The sequence below is a fragment of the Paenibacillus arenilitoris genome (assembly GCF_014705655.1).
Lineage (GTDB): Bacteria > Bacillota > Bacilli > Paenibacillales > Paenibacillaceae > Pristimantibacillus > Pristimantibacillus arenilitoris.
Genome location: NZ_JACXIY010000012.1, coordinates 1 through 16,927, shown reverse-complemented (window position 1 = coordinate 16,927; position 16,927 = coordinate 1). Strand labels below are relative to the sequence as shown.

8 protein-coding genes are annotated in these 16,927 nt (G+C 62.3%); 2 read left to right on the top strand and 6 right to left on the bottom strand.

From position 1 onward, the window contains the following. Positions 1-83: 83 nt before the first annotated feature. From IDH41_RS09250 to IDH41_RS31920, 6 genes are all read right to left on the bottom strand, one after another. A complete protein-coding gene (locus tag IDH41_RS09250; RefSeq protein ID WP_190860325.1) occupies positions 84-1,409 on the bottom strand; it encodes a COG1361 family protein in 1,326 nt (441 codons plus the stop codon). Continuing rightward, positions 1,406-8,149, bottom strand: a complete 6,744-nt coding sequence (locus tag IDH41_RS09245) for a DUF11 domain-containing protein (RefSeq protein WP_223829594.1) — start codon at positions 8,147-8,149, stop codon at positions 1,406-1,408. The genes IDH41_RS09250 and IDH41_RS09245 overlap by 4 nt, the downstream gene beginning before the upstream one ends. An 88-nt stretch (positions 8,150-8,237) precedes the next feature. Further along, a complete protein-coding gene (locus IDH41_RS09240) occupies positions 8,238-8,897 on the bottom strand; it encodes a class I SAM-dependent methyltransferase (RefSeq protein ID WP_190860323.1) in 660 nt (219 codons plus the stop codon). A 773-nt stretch (positions 8,898-9,670) separates the two neighbouring features. Further along, complete coding sequence (locus IDH41_RS09235) at positions 9,671-11,401, bottom strand: type 2 periplasmic-binding domain-containing protein (protein WP_190860322.1); 1,731 nt, start codon at positions 11,399-11,401, stop codon at positions 9,671-9,673. A 116-nt stretch (positions 11,402-11,517) separates the two neighbouring features. After that, positions 11,518-13,131, bottom strand: a complete 1,614-nt coding sequence (locus IDH41_RS09230; protein WP_190860320.1) for a response regulator — start codon at positions 13,129-13,131, stop codon at positions 11,518-11,520. Between the two features lie 34 nt (positions 13,132-13,165). Beyond that, entirely contained in the window at positions 13,166-14,890 is a 1,725-nt protein-coding gene (locus IDH41_RS31920) for a sensor histidine kinase (RefSeq protein ID WP_190860319.1), read from the bottom strand. Between the two features lie 105 nt (positions 14,891-14,995). On the opposite strand from IDH41_RS31920, the gene IDH41_RS09220 reads away from it, so the two are divergent. Continuing rightward, complete coding sequence (locus tag IDH41_RS09220) at positions 14,996-15,943, top strand: ABC transporter permease (protein WP_190860317.1); 948 nt, start codon at positions 14,996-14,998, stop codon at positions 15,941-15,943. Positions 15,944-15,969: 26 nt separating this feature from the next. Then, positions 15,970-16,848: a carbohydrate ABC transporter permease gene (locus IDH41_RS09215; RefSeq protein ID WP_190860316.1), complete on the top strand. Its 879-nt coding sequence runs from the start codon at positions 15,970-15,972 to the stop codon at positions 16,846-16,848. Positions 16,849-16,927: the final 79 nt, after the last annotated feature.

Below are 16,927 nucleotides of genomic sequence, written 5' to 3'. Positions count from 1 at the left end.
CACGGCAAAAGAAGGCGCCGGAGAGCAAGCGAGCTTGCCGCTCCGGCGCCTTCCCGGCGTCCGGCCCCGACGCGGGCCGGCACTTATTCGTCGTCGTACACGATGGCGACGGCATACGGATTCGTCGACGCTTCGCCCGAGTAAACGCGGCCGTTCAGCCGGTACGCGTATTGGAACGCGAGATGCCCCCGTATGCTGCGCGTCGTGGCCAGCGGGCTTACGATCGCCTGGAACGTAAGTCTAAGCGCTGCGGAGGGCGCCAGCTCGCCGAAGCGGAACGGCTCGCCCCTGCCCGGCTCGGGTACGGGAGCACCGTCCGCCCGCAAGCTTCCGGGCACGAGCAGGAGAGGCGCGGCGACCAGCCGGTCCGCCGCGATCGAAGCGGCCAAATTCCCCGAATTGCCGACAACGGAGACGAACTCGAGTGTCTCTTCCGGCACTGCGGTTTTCGGATTCGCCTTCGCTTTCGCGTCGATGACGGGAAACCATAGCTCGACGAAAACCTTGTTCGATTCGAATGGCTGCCAGGCGGGCCTCCCGCTCTCGTAATCGGCGTATTCCCCCCTAAGCCCGGCGGCATTGGCGACAATTTGGCCCGGGGACTCGACACCGACGACCGGGACCGAGACGTACCACTCGACCACGACGCTCTCGCCAGGGGCGAGCCGCCCAAGCGGATAGCCATCCTCCGGATGGACGCCCGCTCTAACCCACTGGCCTTCGACGCGCAGGCTGTTCGGCACGTAGAGGGTCCCCATCGGAATGAAGTCGATCAGCTGAACGCGGGCCGGCTCCTTGCCGTCATTGCCGACCAGCAGCGTATAGCGGATCCGGTCGCCCGGCGCCGCCTTCGATACGTCGGCGGACAGCTTTGCGTAGAGAACGGGCTTTTCTCCCCACGCGATCGGCAGTACGACCGTATTCGAATAGACGGTTTCCTTGACCGGCCTGCCCGACGAGGTCGTGAAGGAAACATCCGCCTTCATTCGGTTGCCGACGGTCTCGCGGTTTTCCGCCGCGGCCGAAGGCGCGAGCACGAGCTGGAAGACGACGCGCACGCTCTCTCCCGCCCCCACGCTGCCGAGCGGCAGCCCCTCCTCCAGGCTGCCGCCCGGGACGGGGACGCCGTCGCGACGGATGCTGTTGGGCACGAAGGCCATTTCGCTCGGCAGTTCATCGTACAGGACGACATCGGCCGCCAGGTTGCCAGCGTTCCTTACGCTCACCGCGTATTGGACGGGCACGCCGGGAGAAGCCTGCGATTCCGCCGTTTCTTTCTCCAGCGTGACGATAGCGCCAACGATGGGGATGCCGACCGTGTTGGAGTACGTGGTGTAACGGAGGGAACCCGCGTCGTACTTGATATGCGACTGGTTAACGAGCTGATTCCCGTAGCGGTCCGCGCTCATGACACCAATACCTGGAAGGTCACCTCCACGCTGTCGCCCGCCGCGATGCTTCCGATCGGAATGCCGATGGCCGGATCAGCCGCGGAAAGCTGCGTGCCGTCGACGGTTACGCTGCCCGCGACGAAGCTGCTTCCTTGCGGAATCGGGTCGACGAACACGACGTTGTTCACCGGCGAGATGCCGTTGTTCGTCGCGACGACGGTATAGGTGACCGTATCCCCGGACACGGCGTCGATGGCCGGCGTGCTCTTCACGACGCTGACGTCCGGCGCGGATACCGGGATCGTGACCGTATTCGACGTGACGGCTCCGGTGATCGACCGGCCGTCCGGAAGCGCGTACGAATAGGTTGCGGTTGCCTGGTTCGCGAGCTGCTGGGGCGATGGCAGCGACTCTACCGTAACCTGCAGCGTTACGCTAACCGTAAGCGTGCCGCCGGGCGGTACCGCACCGACGGAGAAGCCGGCCTCCGGATCCGCCCCGGGCTGCGGCACGCCGCCTACGATAACGCTGTTCGGGACGAACTCCGCTCCCGTCGGAATCGGATCGGTAAGCGTTACGGCTGCCGCAATGTTCCCCGTATTCGTCAGGTCGAGCGTATAGACGATCGTGTCGCCGACGGTGGCCACCGCCGCGCTCGCGCTCTTCGCGACGGCCGGCTGCGCTTGGTAGACAGGCAAATTCAGCGGATTCGAATAGGAGACGCCCGAGAAGGCTCCCGACGAGAAAGCCGCCGAGCTCTGATTCGTCAGCTGGCCGGACGGCGGCAGCGACTCGACGGTTACGCTAAACGCCACGCTCGCGCTGCCGCCCGCCGCGATCGTGCCGATCGGGATCCCGGTAGACGGATTGGCGTTCGGCAGCGGCGTCCCGTCCAGCGTCACGCTGCCCGCGACGAACGACGCAAAGGCGGGCAGCGGATCCGTGAACGACACGCTCGTCACGCTCTGGACGCCGTTGTTGGCGATCGTCACGGTATACGGGATAACATCGCCTACCGTCGCGGCGGTGAAGGTCGTGCCTTTAAGGAGCGTGACGTCGGGCGATGAGACGGGAACTACGACTGTGTTGGATACGGCGCTGCCGTTAAATAAACGGCCGTCCGGCAACGAATAGCCGTAGGACGCGGAAGCCTGGTTGACCAATTGCTGCGTCGCCGGCAGCGACGGCACGACGACGGAAAACGTAAGCGCGGCCTGCGCGTTCGGCGCGATCGGCCCGAGCGGTATGCCCTCGGACGGGTCGGCCCCCGGCAGCGATGCGCCGTTCAGAAGCACGCTGTTCGGCACCAGCGCGGCTCCGTCCGGAATGACGTCGGTAAAGGCGACGTTCGCCGCGATATTGCCCGCGTTCGACAGGACGGTCGAATACACGATCGTATCGCCCACGGTGGCGTTCGCGCTGCTCGACGATTTGACCAGCGTCAAGGACGGCCGGTATACCGGCGTCGTGACGATCTCCGAGAAGGAAGCGGCCGACAGCGAACCCGAGGTGAAGCTGACGAACGCGCGATTGCTGACGAGCCGGTCATCGGGCACGGAGATAACGCTGATCTGGAACGTGACGGGCACCGACGCTCCCGCGGCGATCGTGCCCAGGCTAATGCCGGTTGCCGGGATCGCGCCCGCCACTGGCGTCCCGTTCACCGTCACGCTGCCCGGCACGAACGCCGTTCCGGTCGGCAGCGGATCGGTCAGAATCGTGTCCGTTACGGCGGTAATGCCGTTGTTCGCGACATTAATGGCATATTCGATCGTATCGCCGACGGTCGTTGCGGTCGTCGCCGTGGATTTGACCACCGCGACGTTCGGCGCCCTGACCCCGACAACGACCGAATTGGAGACGGCCTCCGTGCTGAACGGCCTTCCGTCCGGCAAGGTGAATTCCGCGGCGACCGTCGCTTGGTTCACGAGCTGCGGCGGGGCGGGGAGCTCCTCGATCAGGACCGAGAACGCGACCGATACCGCATCGCCGGCCCCCAGATTGCCGAGCGAAATGCCCATCGCGGGGGTCGCGCCCGGCTGCGGGATCCCCCCGACCAGGACGCTGTTCGCCAAGAAGGAAGTGCCCGCGGGAACGTTGTCCGTCAGCGTGAGCGACGCGCCGTAATTGCCCGCGTTCGAGACGTTGACCACGTAATTGACCGTATCGCCGACGGTCGCGTCCGCGACGACGGACGATTTGACGGCCGCGATGACGGGCTGATTAACGGGAACGGCGCTCGTATTGGAGATCGACGTGCCGGTGAACGCTCCGGAATTATAGCTGACCGACGCCTGATTGGCGATCGTCCCGGAGGACGGCAGGGCATCGACCCTTACGTTGAACGCGACCGTCGTCAACCCGCCTGGAGCGATGGTGTCGAGACTGATCCCGCTTGACGGAACGGCGCCCGGTACCGGCGTCCCGTTCACGGTAACCGAGCCCGTTACGAAGGAGGCGCCGGGCGGGATGGCATCCACCAATACGATATTGGTAACTGCCGCAATTCCCGCGTTCGTCACCGCGATGGAGAACGGAACGATATCCCCGATCGCCGTATTCGTCGTCGTGGAGCTCTTGACGAGCGTAACGTTCGGCGCGGAGACGTGAATGCTCACCGTATTTGACGCCGCGCTGCCGGTGAGCGTCCGGCCGTCCGGCGGAACGAACGTATAGCTGGCCCCCGCCTGGTTCGCTAACGTCTGCGGGGAAGGCAAAGAATCGACGATGACCTCGAAAGTGACGACGACCGTCGTGTCCGGCGCGACGGCGCCCATCGGAATCCCTTCCGCCGGACTTGCGCCGGGGAGCGGAACACCTCCGACGACGACGGTGTTCGCCCGGAAGATCGTTCCCGCGGGCGGCGGATCGGTTAAGGTCACGTTCGCCGATACGTTGCCGCTGTTGGCGACGGCAATCGAATACACGATCGTGTCGCCCAGCGTCGCGTCCGCCGTGCTGGCCGATTTCGTAAGCGCGATGACCGGCTGGGTAACCGGGATCTGCACGATATTGGACAACGACGAGGATGCAAACGTTCCGGACGTAAAGCTGACCGTCGACTGATTGCTGATCGGGCTTGGAACCGGCATGCTGATGATCACCTCGAATGTGACGGTTACGGTAGCGCTCGCCGCTATCGTACCGAGTGGAATGCCGGCGACCGGACTTGCGAGCGGCATCGGAATGCCGTCTGCCGCAACGGTGCCGGGAACGAAAGTCAAGCCGTCCTGCGGCCTGTCGATGAGAACAACCTGATCCACGGCCTCAAGGCCGTTGTTCGTAATCGCGACGGTGTATATGATCGCGTCGCCGGTTACCGCCGAAACCGTGCCCGCGCTCTTAACGACGTCCACATCGGGAGCGGAGACCGTTACCGTGCTTGCGGCCGATGCCGGCGACACGGCCGAGCCGGCGAGCGTCCTGCCGTCCGGCAGCGTGTACTCGAAGGCGGCTTCCGCCTGATTGCCGATCTGCTGCGGGCTCGGCAGCGCGATGACGTTGACGGAGAAGCTGACCGTATTGGTCTCGCCGGCGGACAGCGTATCCAGCGGAATGCCCGTGGACGGCTCCACTCCCGGATTCGGGAAGCCGTTAATGACGACGCTGTTCGGCACGAAGGCCATGACGGCCGGGACGATATCGGTCAGAACGACGTCCGCGGGATAATTGCCGGCGTTCGTCACCTGCAGCGTATAGACGAAGGTGCCTCCGACCGTGATCGCGGAAACGCTGCTTGACTTAACGACCTGGATAACGGGCTGGTAAATCGCAGTCTCGACGAGCGGCGACGCCGCCGTCCCTTTGAAGGCGCCCGAGGTGAAGCTGACGTTCGCCCGGTTCGCCGCTACCGCCGGAATCGTCAGCGGCACCGAGACGACCCGGACCTGAAAGGCGACGGACGCCTCTCCCCCTGCCGGTATGCCGCCCAGCGCCACGCCCGCCGCGGGATTCGCGATCGGGGCTGCCGTCCCGCCGATCGTTACGGTGCCCGGAATGAAGACGAGGCCGTCCGGAATGGCGTCGGAGAAGACGACCTCGGTTATGCCTTCGACGCCGTCGTTCGCTATGACGACATCATAGGTCAGCACGTCGTTCAGAACGGCCGTTGCGGCGCTGACGCTCTTCGCTACAGAAACGTTGGGGACGGTCACCTGAATGTCGACGACATTCGACGGGGACGTCAGTCCGGTAAAGCTTCTTCCGCTCGGCAGCTGGAACGAATAGGCGGCCGTAGATTGATTGACCAGCCTCGAAGACGGGGGAACGGCTTCGACGACGGCCTGGAGCCTTATCGGCACGGCGCTGCCCGGTTCCACGCCGCCGAGCGGAATACCCGTCAGAGGGGAAGCGCCCGGGACGGTCACCGTATTGACGGTCACGCTGCCGGCAACGAAGGAAACGCCTTCCGGCAAAGGATCCGTCAAGGTTGCGGAGGCGGCCAGGTTGCCGGAATTGGTAACGAAGACGGAATAGGTCAACGTATCGCCGACGGTCGCGATATTCCGGTCGACCGATTTGGCCGTTGCGATAACCGGCTGGTAGATCGGAACCGTTACCGCGTTCGTCACCGCGACGCTATTGAACGCGCCCGACCGGAACGCGACGTACGACTGGTTCGTCAATTGGCCCGAAGCCGGCAAAGCCGCGGCAACGACATCGAACGTGACGGTCGCGCCCGCGCCCGCCGCCAGCGTTCCGATCACGATGCCGCTCGCCGGGTTCGCGGATGGAACCGCCGTACCGTTCAGCCTGACGCTCCCGGCGACGAACTGGCCGGGCGCTGGAATCGAATCCTGCGCGACAACGTCCGTCACCGGCCCCGCGCTGCCGTTCGATACCGCGATCGAGTACGTGATCGTCTCCCCTGCCGCGGCATCGGCGAGCGAGGCGCTTTTGACCGCCGTAACGTTAGGCAGCGCGACTGGGAGCTCCACCAGGTTGCTCAAAGCGGACTGGCTGGACGTGCGGCCGTCCGGAATTTGGAACGTCGCGCTCGCCGCGCCGCGATTGGACAGCTGCGGCGGCGACGGAACGCTCTGCACGAGAAGCTGAAAGGCGACGACGGCGCTTGCCCCGGCGGACAACGAGCCGACGGACACGCCGGTCGCGATGTTTGCGCCGGGCTGCGGCGTCCCGTTCACGGTGACGCTGTTCGGCACAAACGCGGCGCCGGCCGGAATCGGGTCGCTTACCGTCACGGCCGCCGCGATATTTCCGTTATTGGCGGCCGTCAACGTAAAGGTCACGGTCGTTCCGACGAGCGCGCTGCCGGTATTCGCGCTTTTGGCCAGCGTAACGAGCGGCGAATAGACCGGCAAAGCGACTTGATTGGACGGAATGACGGCCGGCGTAATAGGGCCTCCGGCTACGCTCTGGAACGAAAACGACAGATTGGCGACATTGACGAGCTGTTGCCCGGCCGGCATCGATACGATCTGAACGCTGTACGCAACCGCGATCGACGCGCCCGGCGCGAGCGTGCCGAGCGGCACGCCGGCCGCAATGTCGTTCGCGGGTCTCGCAACCCCGCCGACGGTAACGCTTCCGCTCGCGAACGCGGCGCCGGCCGGCAAGGCGTCGGACAAAATGGCGTTCGTCGCGTTCGCCGTTCCCGTATTCGAAACCGTTACGGTATACCGGATCGTATCGCCGACCAGCGCGCCGGACGCGTTCGCGGACTTGGCGACCGTGACGAGCGGCGCGTTAATATCGACCTGAATGGCGTTCGCGTTGACCACGTAAGCGTCGCCCGACGTCGTCAGACGCAGCACGGCCGACGTCTGGTTGTTGACGAGCCGGGCGGATATATCGACGTTCGTAATGTCCCAGCCCTGCCTCCCGCCCGAAATATTCGTTCCGGGCGAGCCGTTCGTCTGGTTTCTGTTGCCGAAGGTCCCCATCGTATTCAACTGGCCCGCGTCGTTATTGATTTGAGATGCGAAGAAATTGTTCGCGAAATTGTTCGGCCCCGAGAGCGCGACCAGATTGGAGGCCGTCGGTCCGAACAACGCTTGGTCGCCGTTCCGGTTCGCGTCCCCCTCCTGGGCGCTGAACAGCGCGCGCCCCGAGGTCGCTCCCGATACCGGGGTCGAGAAGCCCGTCAGCGTCGTCGTGACAGGGGACGAGGTGCTCTGAATAAGAACGGCGCCCGCGCGGATGGACATATTCCGGAACGGCAGCGCGGGATTCTGGTAGATGACGCCTAGCGTCCAGCCGGCGTGATTGCCCGTCGGATCGTTGTTGATGACGATCGTCCCGGGTACGCGCCCCGTCGAATACGTCCCCGCTCCGCCCTGCTGCACGAGCGAGGTTACGATCGACGTGCGCACGTACGCGCGGACGCCGCTGCCGAGGTCCAGGTCGCTCGCGGTCGCGGAGTCCGGCGCGACGGTGAAGCTGCCGGCAGGCGTCGCGAACGTGACGGCATTGTTGATGGCGGACGATAGATTGACCGAGCCGTTTATATAGCTGCCGCCCCAGATCAGCTCGGCATACAGGATCGTGCTCCCGGCGGGCAGCACGAGCTGCGCCGAAGCCCCGCTCGACAAATAATTGTCCGTCGTGCCGAGCGGATAGATACCGTAACGGACCGCGGCGTTCGTCGTTGCGAACGCGCCGATGCTGTCTTGCGTGCCCGGTACGCCGGATACGTCCGATCGGCTCAAGCCGAGCGTATTGCCCGTGAAGGTGATGGCTCCGGTTGCGTTAAAGGTGGCTCGAACGATAAGCGGAATGGTATCCACCTCCCTACCCAAAAAAGAACGAAATCCTGGCGCGATGAGTCATCCTAACGATATGAACGCTACTCGAATTTTTTGCCTGTCCGCCGGGTATTGCCTAGGATTAATCCGAACCTCCGTCATGGACGTCCCCTTCTTCGCCTGCGGATCTTCGCAGTTCCTTCACGCAATCGGGTTCCGTCATGGTCAGACGGCTCAGCCGGTCGAGCTCATCCCCTGCAATCGACTCTTTGACGACCAGAAAGTGGTACATGACTTCGTCCACGACGTTCAGCTGCAGCTGCTGCAAAATTTCGAGCTCCTCCTCCTCGAAGAGCGGCGATCGGAATGGCGGCAAATAAAACATTTCCATCCTGAGCAGGCGGAAGTCGAACGGAGGAGGCGGACCTTCATAAGGAGTGATTTCCGGGGAAAGCTGGCCTAACGAAGGCTGAAAAAAACAGCTCGTCAAATGACGGGGCGTGTGCTCGTCGAACAGATGGTTGAAATGGGGATTCGATCGATGGCGGAAGCTGTGCGCGTATGGCGCCAGAATGCATACGACCGCTTTGTGCGCGCACACGCGGTATACTTCCGATAGAACGGCGAACAAATCGCGCACGTAAGGAAGCGAACGGACCGCCATGACGAACTCTGCGGCGTCGTCCGGGAACGGGAGTCTCTCGTTCAGGCTGCCGACCACGTCCACCCCTGCGAGCGGGCGGTCGTTCATGCCATGGAAACCGGGCTGCTTGCGGTCGCCGCAGCCGAGATCCAGCTTCATGTACATCCCTCCAGTCGGCGGTTGCCAGGAACGCGACATGTATATGGGACTCGGGGCCGCGATAGAACCCGAACCGTGAAATTTGGCAGAGAAGAGCATGAAGCACGCAAGGAAGGAGGTAACCAAAAATCATCGCGAGACGAGACGGAAGGACGCCCCTTCTTCGATTTGTAAAACAAAAGAACCTTCGGCTGCCCGTCAGCACATTGGCTGCTCGTCAGCGCGGCTGCCCGTCGGCGGCTAGCCCAGCGCCAAGCCTGCGATTGTGCAGCCTTTGCGTTATCGATGGGGCGGCCTAACGGAAAGCATGCGTACGTACAGCCATTTCGGGGACATGGGGCCCCTATCGCGCTTACCGAACGAAAGAAGATGCACATTCGCAGGCATTTGCTTCACTAAGCGCATAGTCCGACGAAAAGCCTGCACAATTGCGGCTTCGGCGCGAGGCGCACCGACCGGGAGCAGATCGTACGCCGACAGGTGGCAATACACGCGCCGTCCGGGAACAGATCATGCCCCGACTGTCGGCAATACGGCGCCGTCCGGGAGCAGATCGTACGCCGACTGGAGACAGTACGCGCGCCGACCGGCCGCTTAGGCGCGAGATGCCCCATCCGTTGAAGAAGGCGGCGGCTGGACGGAAATCAGAAATGGCGGCGCAAGGATAACCCCCTGCACCGCCATTCCTTCCATGTATACAAGCGTACCCGCTTGCGGGAAGCCCCTTCCTTGCGCCGCCGCGTCCCTAAGCGCGCCGCCGAGGCTCCTTTGCGCTACTTCTTCATTTTGGCATACCACTCGTTCACTTCTTTGGCGATGTCGTCGCCGCCGAGGCTCTTCCACTCCTGCACGAATTGGTCGAAGTCGTCGATCGGCTTCTTGCCGTAGATCATGCCGATGAACGTATCGCCCTCCAGCTTGACCAGAATGCCGCCCTTGGACTGCATCGACGGCGTATTCGCTCCCGTGTACGCTTGGGGAACGTAGATGCCCGCCTTCCAGCCGTCGTCGACGATCTCCGCCGCCTTCATGTTCTCGGGGATGCCGGAGGCCGCCCGCTTCTCGGCCGCCGTAACCGGCGCTTCCCCGCGGCTTAGCTTCGCCAGCGTGCCGAGCCCCGAGAACGGATCCTTCGGCTCGATCAGCAAATATTTGGCCGGTCCGACCTTGCCCCCGGGAATATCCTTCTCGTCTACGGACCTGGTGCCGTCCGCCTTGATCGTATAATCGTAATCCTTGTACCAGCCGTTCTCGAACTCGCTTCCTTCCTCCGCGTTCACGTAAGTAAAGATCCGGTTCAAGTACAGGAACAGGGCGTCGACGTGCTCGAAATCCTTCTTCACCAGCATGCCGCCGCGCAGGTAGGTCGTATCGCGCGCCGCGGCCTTGCCGTCCAGCGTCGGCAGCGGGTATGGCTTCATCGACGCGCCCTCCACGTTCTTCATCAGGTCGGACGTCGGCCATCCGCCCATCCAGTAAGGCGACACGACGACGCCAACCCGCCCTTGGGCGATCAGCTCGGCCAGCTTGTTCTCGTCATGCAGGCCGGCTTCCTTCGACAGGTAGCCCTTGTCGTACCAATCCTTCAGCTTGGCCAGGCCGTCCTTCATCGCGGGCAGGGTCGAGCCGTGCACCAGCTGGCCGTCCTTCTCCAGCCACTGATACGGGATCGTGCCGTATGCGCCGAACACCCACGACGTCTCGCCCAGCCAGCTCGTGAACGGATTCGGCGAGGACCCGCCTGAGCCGAGGCTCGCCCCTAGCGGGATAATGTTGTCCGCGCCGCCCGGCTTCTTGTCGAGCATCGCCTGCATGAGCGCTTCCAGCTCCTCGAACGTCTTCGGTGCCTGTACGCCGAGCTCATCCAGCCAGTCCTGGCGGATCCACATGACCGCGTTGTCGTTGCCCGCGTTCGCGAAGTTCGGAAGCGCCATCTTCGCCCCGCCGTACGTGACCTGGCTCCAATTGAGCGGGTTCGAATTGTAGATCTGCTTCATTTTGTCCGAAGCGTACTTCTCGAAATCCGCCGTGATGTCGCGATATTTGCCGGATTGGATCAATTCGTCGAGCAGCGTCATATCCTGCGTCGTCAGCACGTCGGGCAGCGATTCGTTCGCCGTCAGCATGAGCCTCATCTTCGTATTGAACTGCTCGCCGGGCACCTGCCACAAGTGCTTGATGTCGATGCCGAGCTCGTCGCGCGCCCACTTCGTATGGACGTTGTTCTCCATCGTCTCCCCGTTCTTGAACGTCATCGTGGAGTCGGTCGCCTTCACGGTCGTGATCGTCACGGGCGGATCGAACTTGTACGTCCCGTTCCGGATCGCCTCCGCCTCGTCGTCCTTCTGCCCTTCCGGCGCCGCCGACTGCCCGGCCGGCGTGCCGGTCGACGCGCCGCCTCCGTTATTGGAACCGTTCGAGCCCCCGGAGCCGTTCGAGCAGGCCGCCGCGACCGAGAACAGCATCATGGCCGCAAGCGCGACCAGCGCAATTTTTGTTTTCATCGTTGTTCCGGACCTCCCTAATTTCGCTGTAATCGATTTGCACCCTAATCTTATTACAGCGCTTACATCCGGGGTAAGAGATAAAGTTTTAAGATCGTATGTCAATTTGTTAAGGTTCAATCGACGTGGCGGTCCCTGAATTCCTGCGGCGTTATGCCGTAATATTGCTTGAACAGCTTGCTGAAGTAGGGCGGGTTCTGGAACCCCAGCCGGCTCGCGAGCTCGTAGATCTTAACGTCCGTCGTCCGAAGCAGCACGCCTGCCGTCTCCATCCGGTACCGCATGATGAAGTCGCTGATGTTCTCCCTCGTCTCCTGCTTGTACACGGAGGATAGATAAACCGGATGCAGGCCGACGTGGTCGGCGATCGTCTGCAGCGAGACGTCGCCCGCGATGCCCGCTTCGATGAAACGGTGGATCTTCGAGATGAGCTGGCTCTTGCCGTCCTTGATCTCGCGCACGCTGCCGGCCTCCATGCCGGCGAGCGCCTTATCCGCCCACTCCCGCACCTTCTCCGGCTGCGTCAAGTGGCGCGGATCCGCCGCCATGTCCGGCTCCCAGCCCGACAGCTCGAGCAGCGTCTTGCCTTGCAGGTGCGCGATGTAGTAGAAGGCGTTCATGAGCGTATAGACGATTTCCGTCATATGCTCCTCCGTATCCAGCTTCTTGGCCCGCATCTCCTCGAATACGCCGCCCAGCTTGGCGCGCGCGTCCGCCCACCGCCCGGCTTCGAGCAGCTGCTGGAAGCCGGGCGGGCTGTACAGCGCGCCCGGCGAGCGGGACTGGGCGCGCGGCTCGGCCGGAAGGACGATCGCCCCCCGGTCGCTTCGCGGAACCTTTCGAAACTCGCTGAGCGCCTTCCGGTACCGGTCCGCCAGCTCCCGCGGGAAGACGCCCGTCCCGCCGATCAGCACCGATACGCCGCCCTTCAGGAAGCCCGATACCTTCAGCTGCAGCTCGTGGGCCGCCTTGTCCAGCCTCTTGTCATTCGTGCGCCGAACGCCGTCGCCGCCGGCCCTGTCCTGCAGCAGAATGCACAAATAACCGAACGCGTCCTTGCAGGTCCAGACGCCGTAGTCCGCCTCCAAAATTTCGCAGGCGACGTTGCGGACGGCGAATTCGTACAGCATGGCGTCTTCCGGCGATTCCCCGAATCCGTCTTCGAGCCGGAGCAGCATGAGCGAGCAGTCGGCATCCGGCTCGAAGGGCAGCCCGTACTCGCCGAGCTTCCCGGTCAGTTCGGCGGCCGGAACGTCCGCGCCCGACAGCAGCTCGTTCAGCAAATTCGCCTTGAGCAGCGGCAGATGGGCGCGAAACGACTGCCTCGCCCGCTCCACCGAGCCGATCCGCTCCCACTCCTCCAGGATGAGCGACCTGACGCGGGCGACCTCCGCCATCAGCTCCTCGTCCTTGATCGGCTTGAGCAGGTAGCTCACCGTGCCGTACAGAATCGCCTTCTGCGCATATTCGAACTCGCCGTATCCCGACAGCAGGATGCATTTGGCGCGCGGGTATCGGTCTTGAATGTGCTTGCACAGCTGCAAGCCGTCCATGCCCGGCATCCGGATATCCGACACGACGATGTCGATGGGCGTATTTTTCATCAGCTCCGCCGCCTCGAGCCCCGACGACGCCTGGTAGACGTTCCCGATTCCTGCGCTTGCCCAATCGTTGGCGACCATGCTGTGCAAAATGACCGGCTCGTCATCGACAATCAATAGCTGAAGCATCTTGTCTCTCCTCTCGTAACGCGCTTCTATTAGCCTATCCCGCTTCCGCTCTCCACCTGAGCGTGACGCACAGGCCGGACAGCGTTCTCGACGGCTCCAGCGTAACGCCCGCTCCGCCGCCGAACCGCTGCTTCAGCCGCTGGTGGACGTTCCACAGCCCGCAGCCCGTCCCCTCGTCCATCGGCTGATTCAGGCGGCGGACGTAAGCCTCGATCTCGGATGCCGACATGCCGCTCCCGCTGTCCTCGATCCGAATGACCGCCCATCCGGCTTCGCGGACGCCCGTGACGAGCACCGTCCCCCTCCCCGGCTTGGGCTCGATTCCGTGCATGACCGCGTTCTCCACGACCGGCTGCAGAATCAGCCGCATCACCGGCTCGTCCATCATGTCCGGCGGAATGTCGATGCCGTAATCGACGCGCTCCAGCCGGTACGAGTAAATTTGCAGATAATGCCGCACCAGCTCGGCCTCCTCCCTCAGCAGCGGCACCTGATTTTCCACCCGCGTCGTATACCGGTAATAGCCGCCCAGATGGTAGGCCATTTCCTTGATCGTCTCCGTATGGCCGACCTTGGCGCAGCCCGCGATGAACGACAGGCAGTTGTACAAAAAATGCGGATTGATCTGCGCTTGCAGCTGCTTGAGCGTAGCGAGCCGGGAACGGTTCTGCTCCTCGTATACGTTTTGGATCAAATGCTGGATTTCCTTCCCCATGTCGTTGAACCGCTGCAGCATGTAGTCGAATTCGTTGTGGAACCGCTTGCCGATCCGGTACGAATAGTCCCCCATTTCAAAATGCTTCAGCCCCTTGATAATGTGCGAAATCGGCTTTTGCACGTGAAGATACAGCAGCCAGGAGGCCGCGAAGCCGAGCACGATCAGCGCGAGCATGCTGAGGTAGAACAAGTTCCGGCTCTCGATGACGGGCGCGTGGAACACGTGCAGCGGCACGTAATCGACCAGCCACGCTTCGAGCCCCGGAAGCCATACGTAGCTGACGTACGTGCGCTGCCCGTCCAGCTTCATATTCAGATGCCCGAGCTCGCTTAAGGACGCCTCCATCAGGCTTGCGCCCGCTTCCGCGTAATCCGCGTCGGCCGCCGCCGCATCCGTGATCACCGTGCCGGAGGCGGTCAGCAGGAAGCAGTTGCCGGCGCTTTCGAGCTTGTAATGCTGCAGCATTTTCCGGATATTGTCGAGGCCGAACCGCACTTCGAACACCGCGTTGACCGTCTGCGAGCCGTCCTTCGAGAAATAGGGATCCCATATGAACAGCTGGTAATACGGGTGACCGCCGTCCTGCCCGGGATGAAACCGCCATTTGCCGTTATCGGCTTCGTCCAGCTCGCCCTCGTCGTAGCCGTCGCCCGGGTTCGTCGATATGCGGGTTGCGATGTCGGGCAAATAGACGGACAGCGAGTTGGTCCAGTTGCTGGAGAAGCTTTGCAGGTACAGCTTTTCTTTGACCTGGGTTTGGTAGTCGATCGTGCCGTAGTAGTCGCGGGTCAAGATGCTCAGCTGGAGATCGAGGATCGACGAATCGCGCGCCAGCACGCTGGAGGAGAAGGAGAGCCGCTCGGCGTTCGATTCGATCTGGCTTTTCAGAAACTGCAGCCGGCTTTCGTTGTAATCCGACATCTGCTTGTCGATCACCTGCAAGCTCGTCCTGCTGAAATAGGTGTACAAAATGACGGCGGGAATTAACAAAACGAGGATGACCAAGTTGATTTTCAAAAAAATCGGCCTGTTCCGCTTCACCGGCGCTTGCCTCCCTTAAGATATTGACAGCGATCTTGAATATGTGTTCTACAAATCGAAGCGCTTCCAACCTACAATGAAATTACTGACAAAGGAGGAAAGCGAATGAAGAATACGGCCATTATATCATCAACCGTCGCGCCGGCAAGACGCAAAACGAAAAAATTAAGCCCGCTTCGCAAAACGTGGAGGCTGCATCTCATGCTGCTGCCCGCCGTCCTGGCGGCGCTCGTGTTCAAATACGCCCCGATGCCGGGCATCGTCATGGCGTTCCAGGATTTCAAGCCTTGGCTCGGGATCGACGGGTCCGCCTGGGTCGGCTGGGACAACTTCGAGCTCATCTTCACGATGCACGGCTCGGTGCAGGTCATATGGAACACCCTGATCATTTCCGTGCTGAAGATTTTGTTCGGATTGGCCGTCCCGGTCGCGTTCGCCCTGCTGCTCAACGAGGTCCGGAGCATGGGACTGAAACGGTCCATTCAGACGTTCGTCTACTTGCCCCATTTCATGTCGTGGGTCATACTCGGCGGCATCCTGCTGGACGTGCTTTCGCTCGAGGGCATCGTCAACCGCCTGCTGACCTGGCTCAATCTGCAGCCGGTCCTGTTCCTCGGAGACGGCAGCTGGTTCCGGGCAACGGTCATCGTGAGCGATTTGTGGAAGGAGTTCGGCTTCTCCGCCATCGTCTTCCTCGCCGCGCTGTCGGGCATCAATCCGGAGCTGTACGAGGCGTCCGAAATCGATGGCGCCGGCCGCTGGAAGCAGACGATCTACATTACGATTCCGTCCCTGCTCCCGATCATGGCCGTCGTATTCACCCTGTCGCTCGGCAGCATGCTGAGCGCCAACTTCGATCAAATTTACAACCTGATCAATCCGCTCGTGCTGGAGAAGGGAGACATCATCGACACGTTCGTCTTCCGCAACTTCCAGGACGGACAATACAGCCTGGCCGCCGCCGTCGGCTTGTTCAAATCGGCCGTCGGGTTCATCCTGATCAGCGCCGGCTACTACTGCGCCTACAAGTGGACCAACTATCGCGTATTTTAAAATGACTGCCCGTGGAGGTAACCGCCATGTATTATAAAAATCCGTCGTATAAGGCGTTCTACTACAGCAACGTGGTGGTTCTGCTGTTGATATCGCTGCTCTGCATCCTGCCGATGGTCCATATTTTCGCCGTATCGCTCAGCGGCAAGTCCGCGGCGGAAGCGAATCTGGTCACGTTCTTCCCCGTAGGCTTCAATCTGGAAAGCTACGCGAAGACGTTCGAGAACAGCAACTTCGTCCGAGCTCTCGAAATTTCGGCCTTGCGCACCGTCGTCGGCACGGCGATGGCGATGGCGGTCACCGTGCTGGCCGCCTTCCCGCTGTCGCGGAGAAGCGCCGACTTTCGGCCGCGCACGTTCTACGTCTGGTTTTTCCTGATCATCATGATTTTCGACGCGGGGCTGATCCCCCATTACTTGATGAACCAGAAGCTCGGGCTCGTCGGCTCGTTCTGGGTGTACATTTTGCCGCATCTGCTTAACGTGTGGAACATCATCCTGATGATGAATTTCTTCCGCGCCCTTCCGAAGGAGCTGGATGAGGCGGCCATCATGGACGGGGCGAGCGCCTTCCGGATCTTAGGCTCGGTCTACCTGCCGATCTCCATGCCCGCGATCGCGACGCTGTCCTTGTTCACGATGGTCGGCCAGTGGAACAACTGGTTCGACGGCATGCTGTACATGCGGTCCCCGGACCAGTGGCCGCTCGCCACGCTGCTGCAGACGATCGTCGTCGCGCTCGATCTGAGCAAGACCGGCATCAACTTCGAGGACCTCGAGATGCTGTCCAACCGCAGCGTCAAAGCGGCCCAAATCTTCATCGCCATGCTCCCGATCCTCGCCGTCTACCCGTTCCTGCAGCGCTTCTTCGTGAAGGGCATCGTGCTCGGCTCGGTGAAGGAGTAGCGGCCCTTGGCCGCCCGAGGCGGCAGCTTGCCCGGCACGGCCGGGCTTGCGCCGCCTAGGGCGGCACGGCGGGTTTACG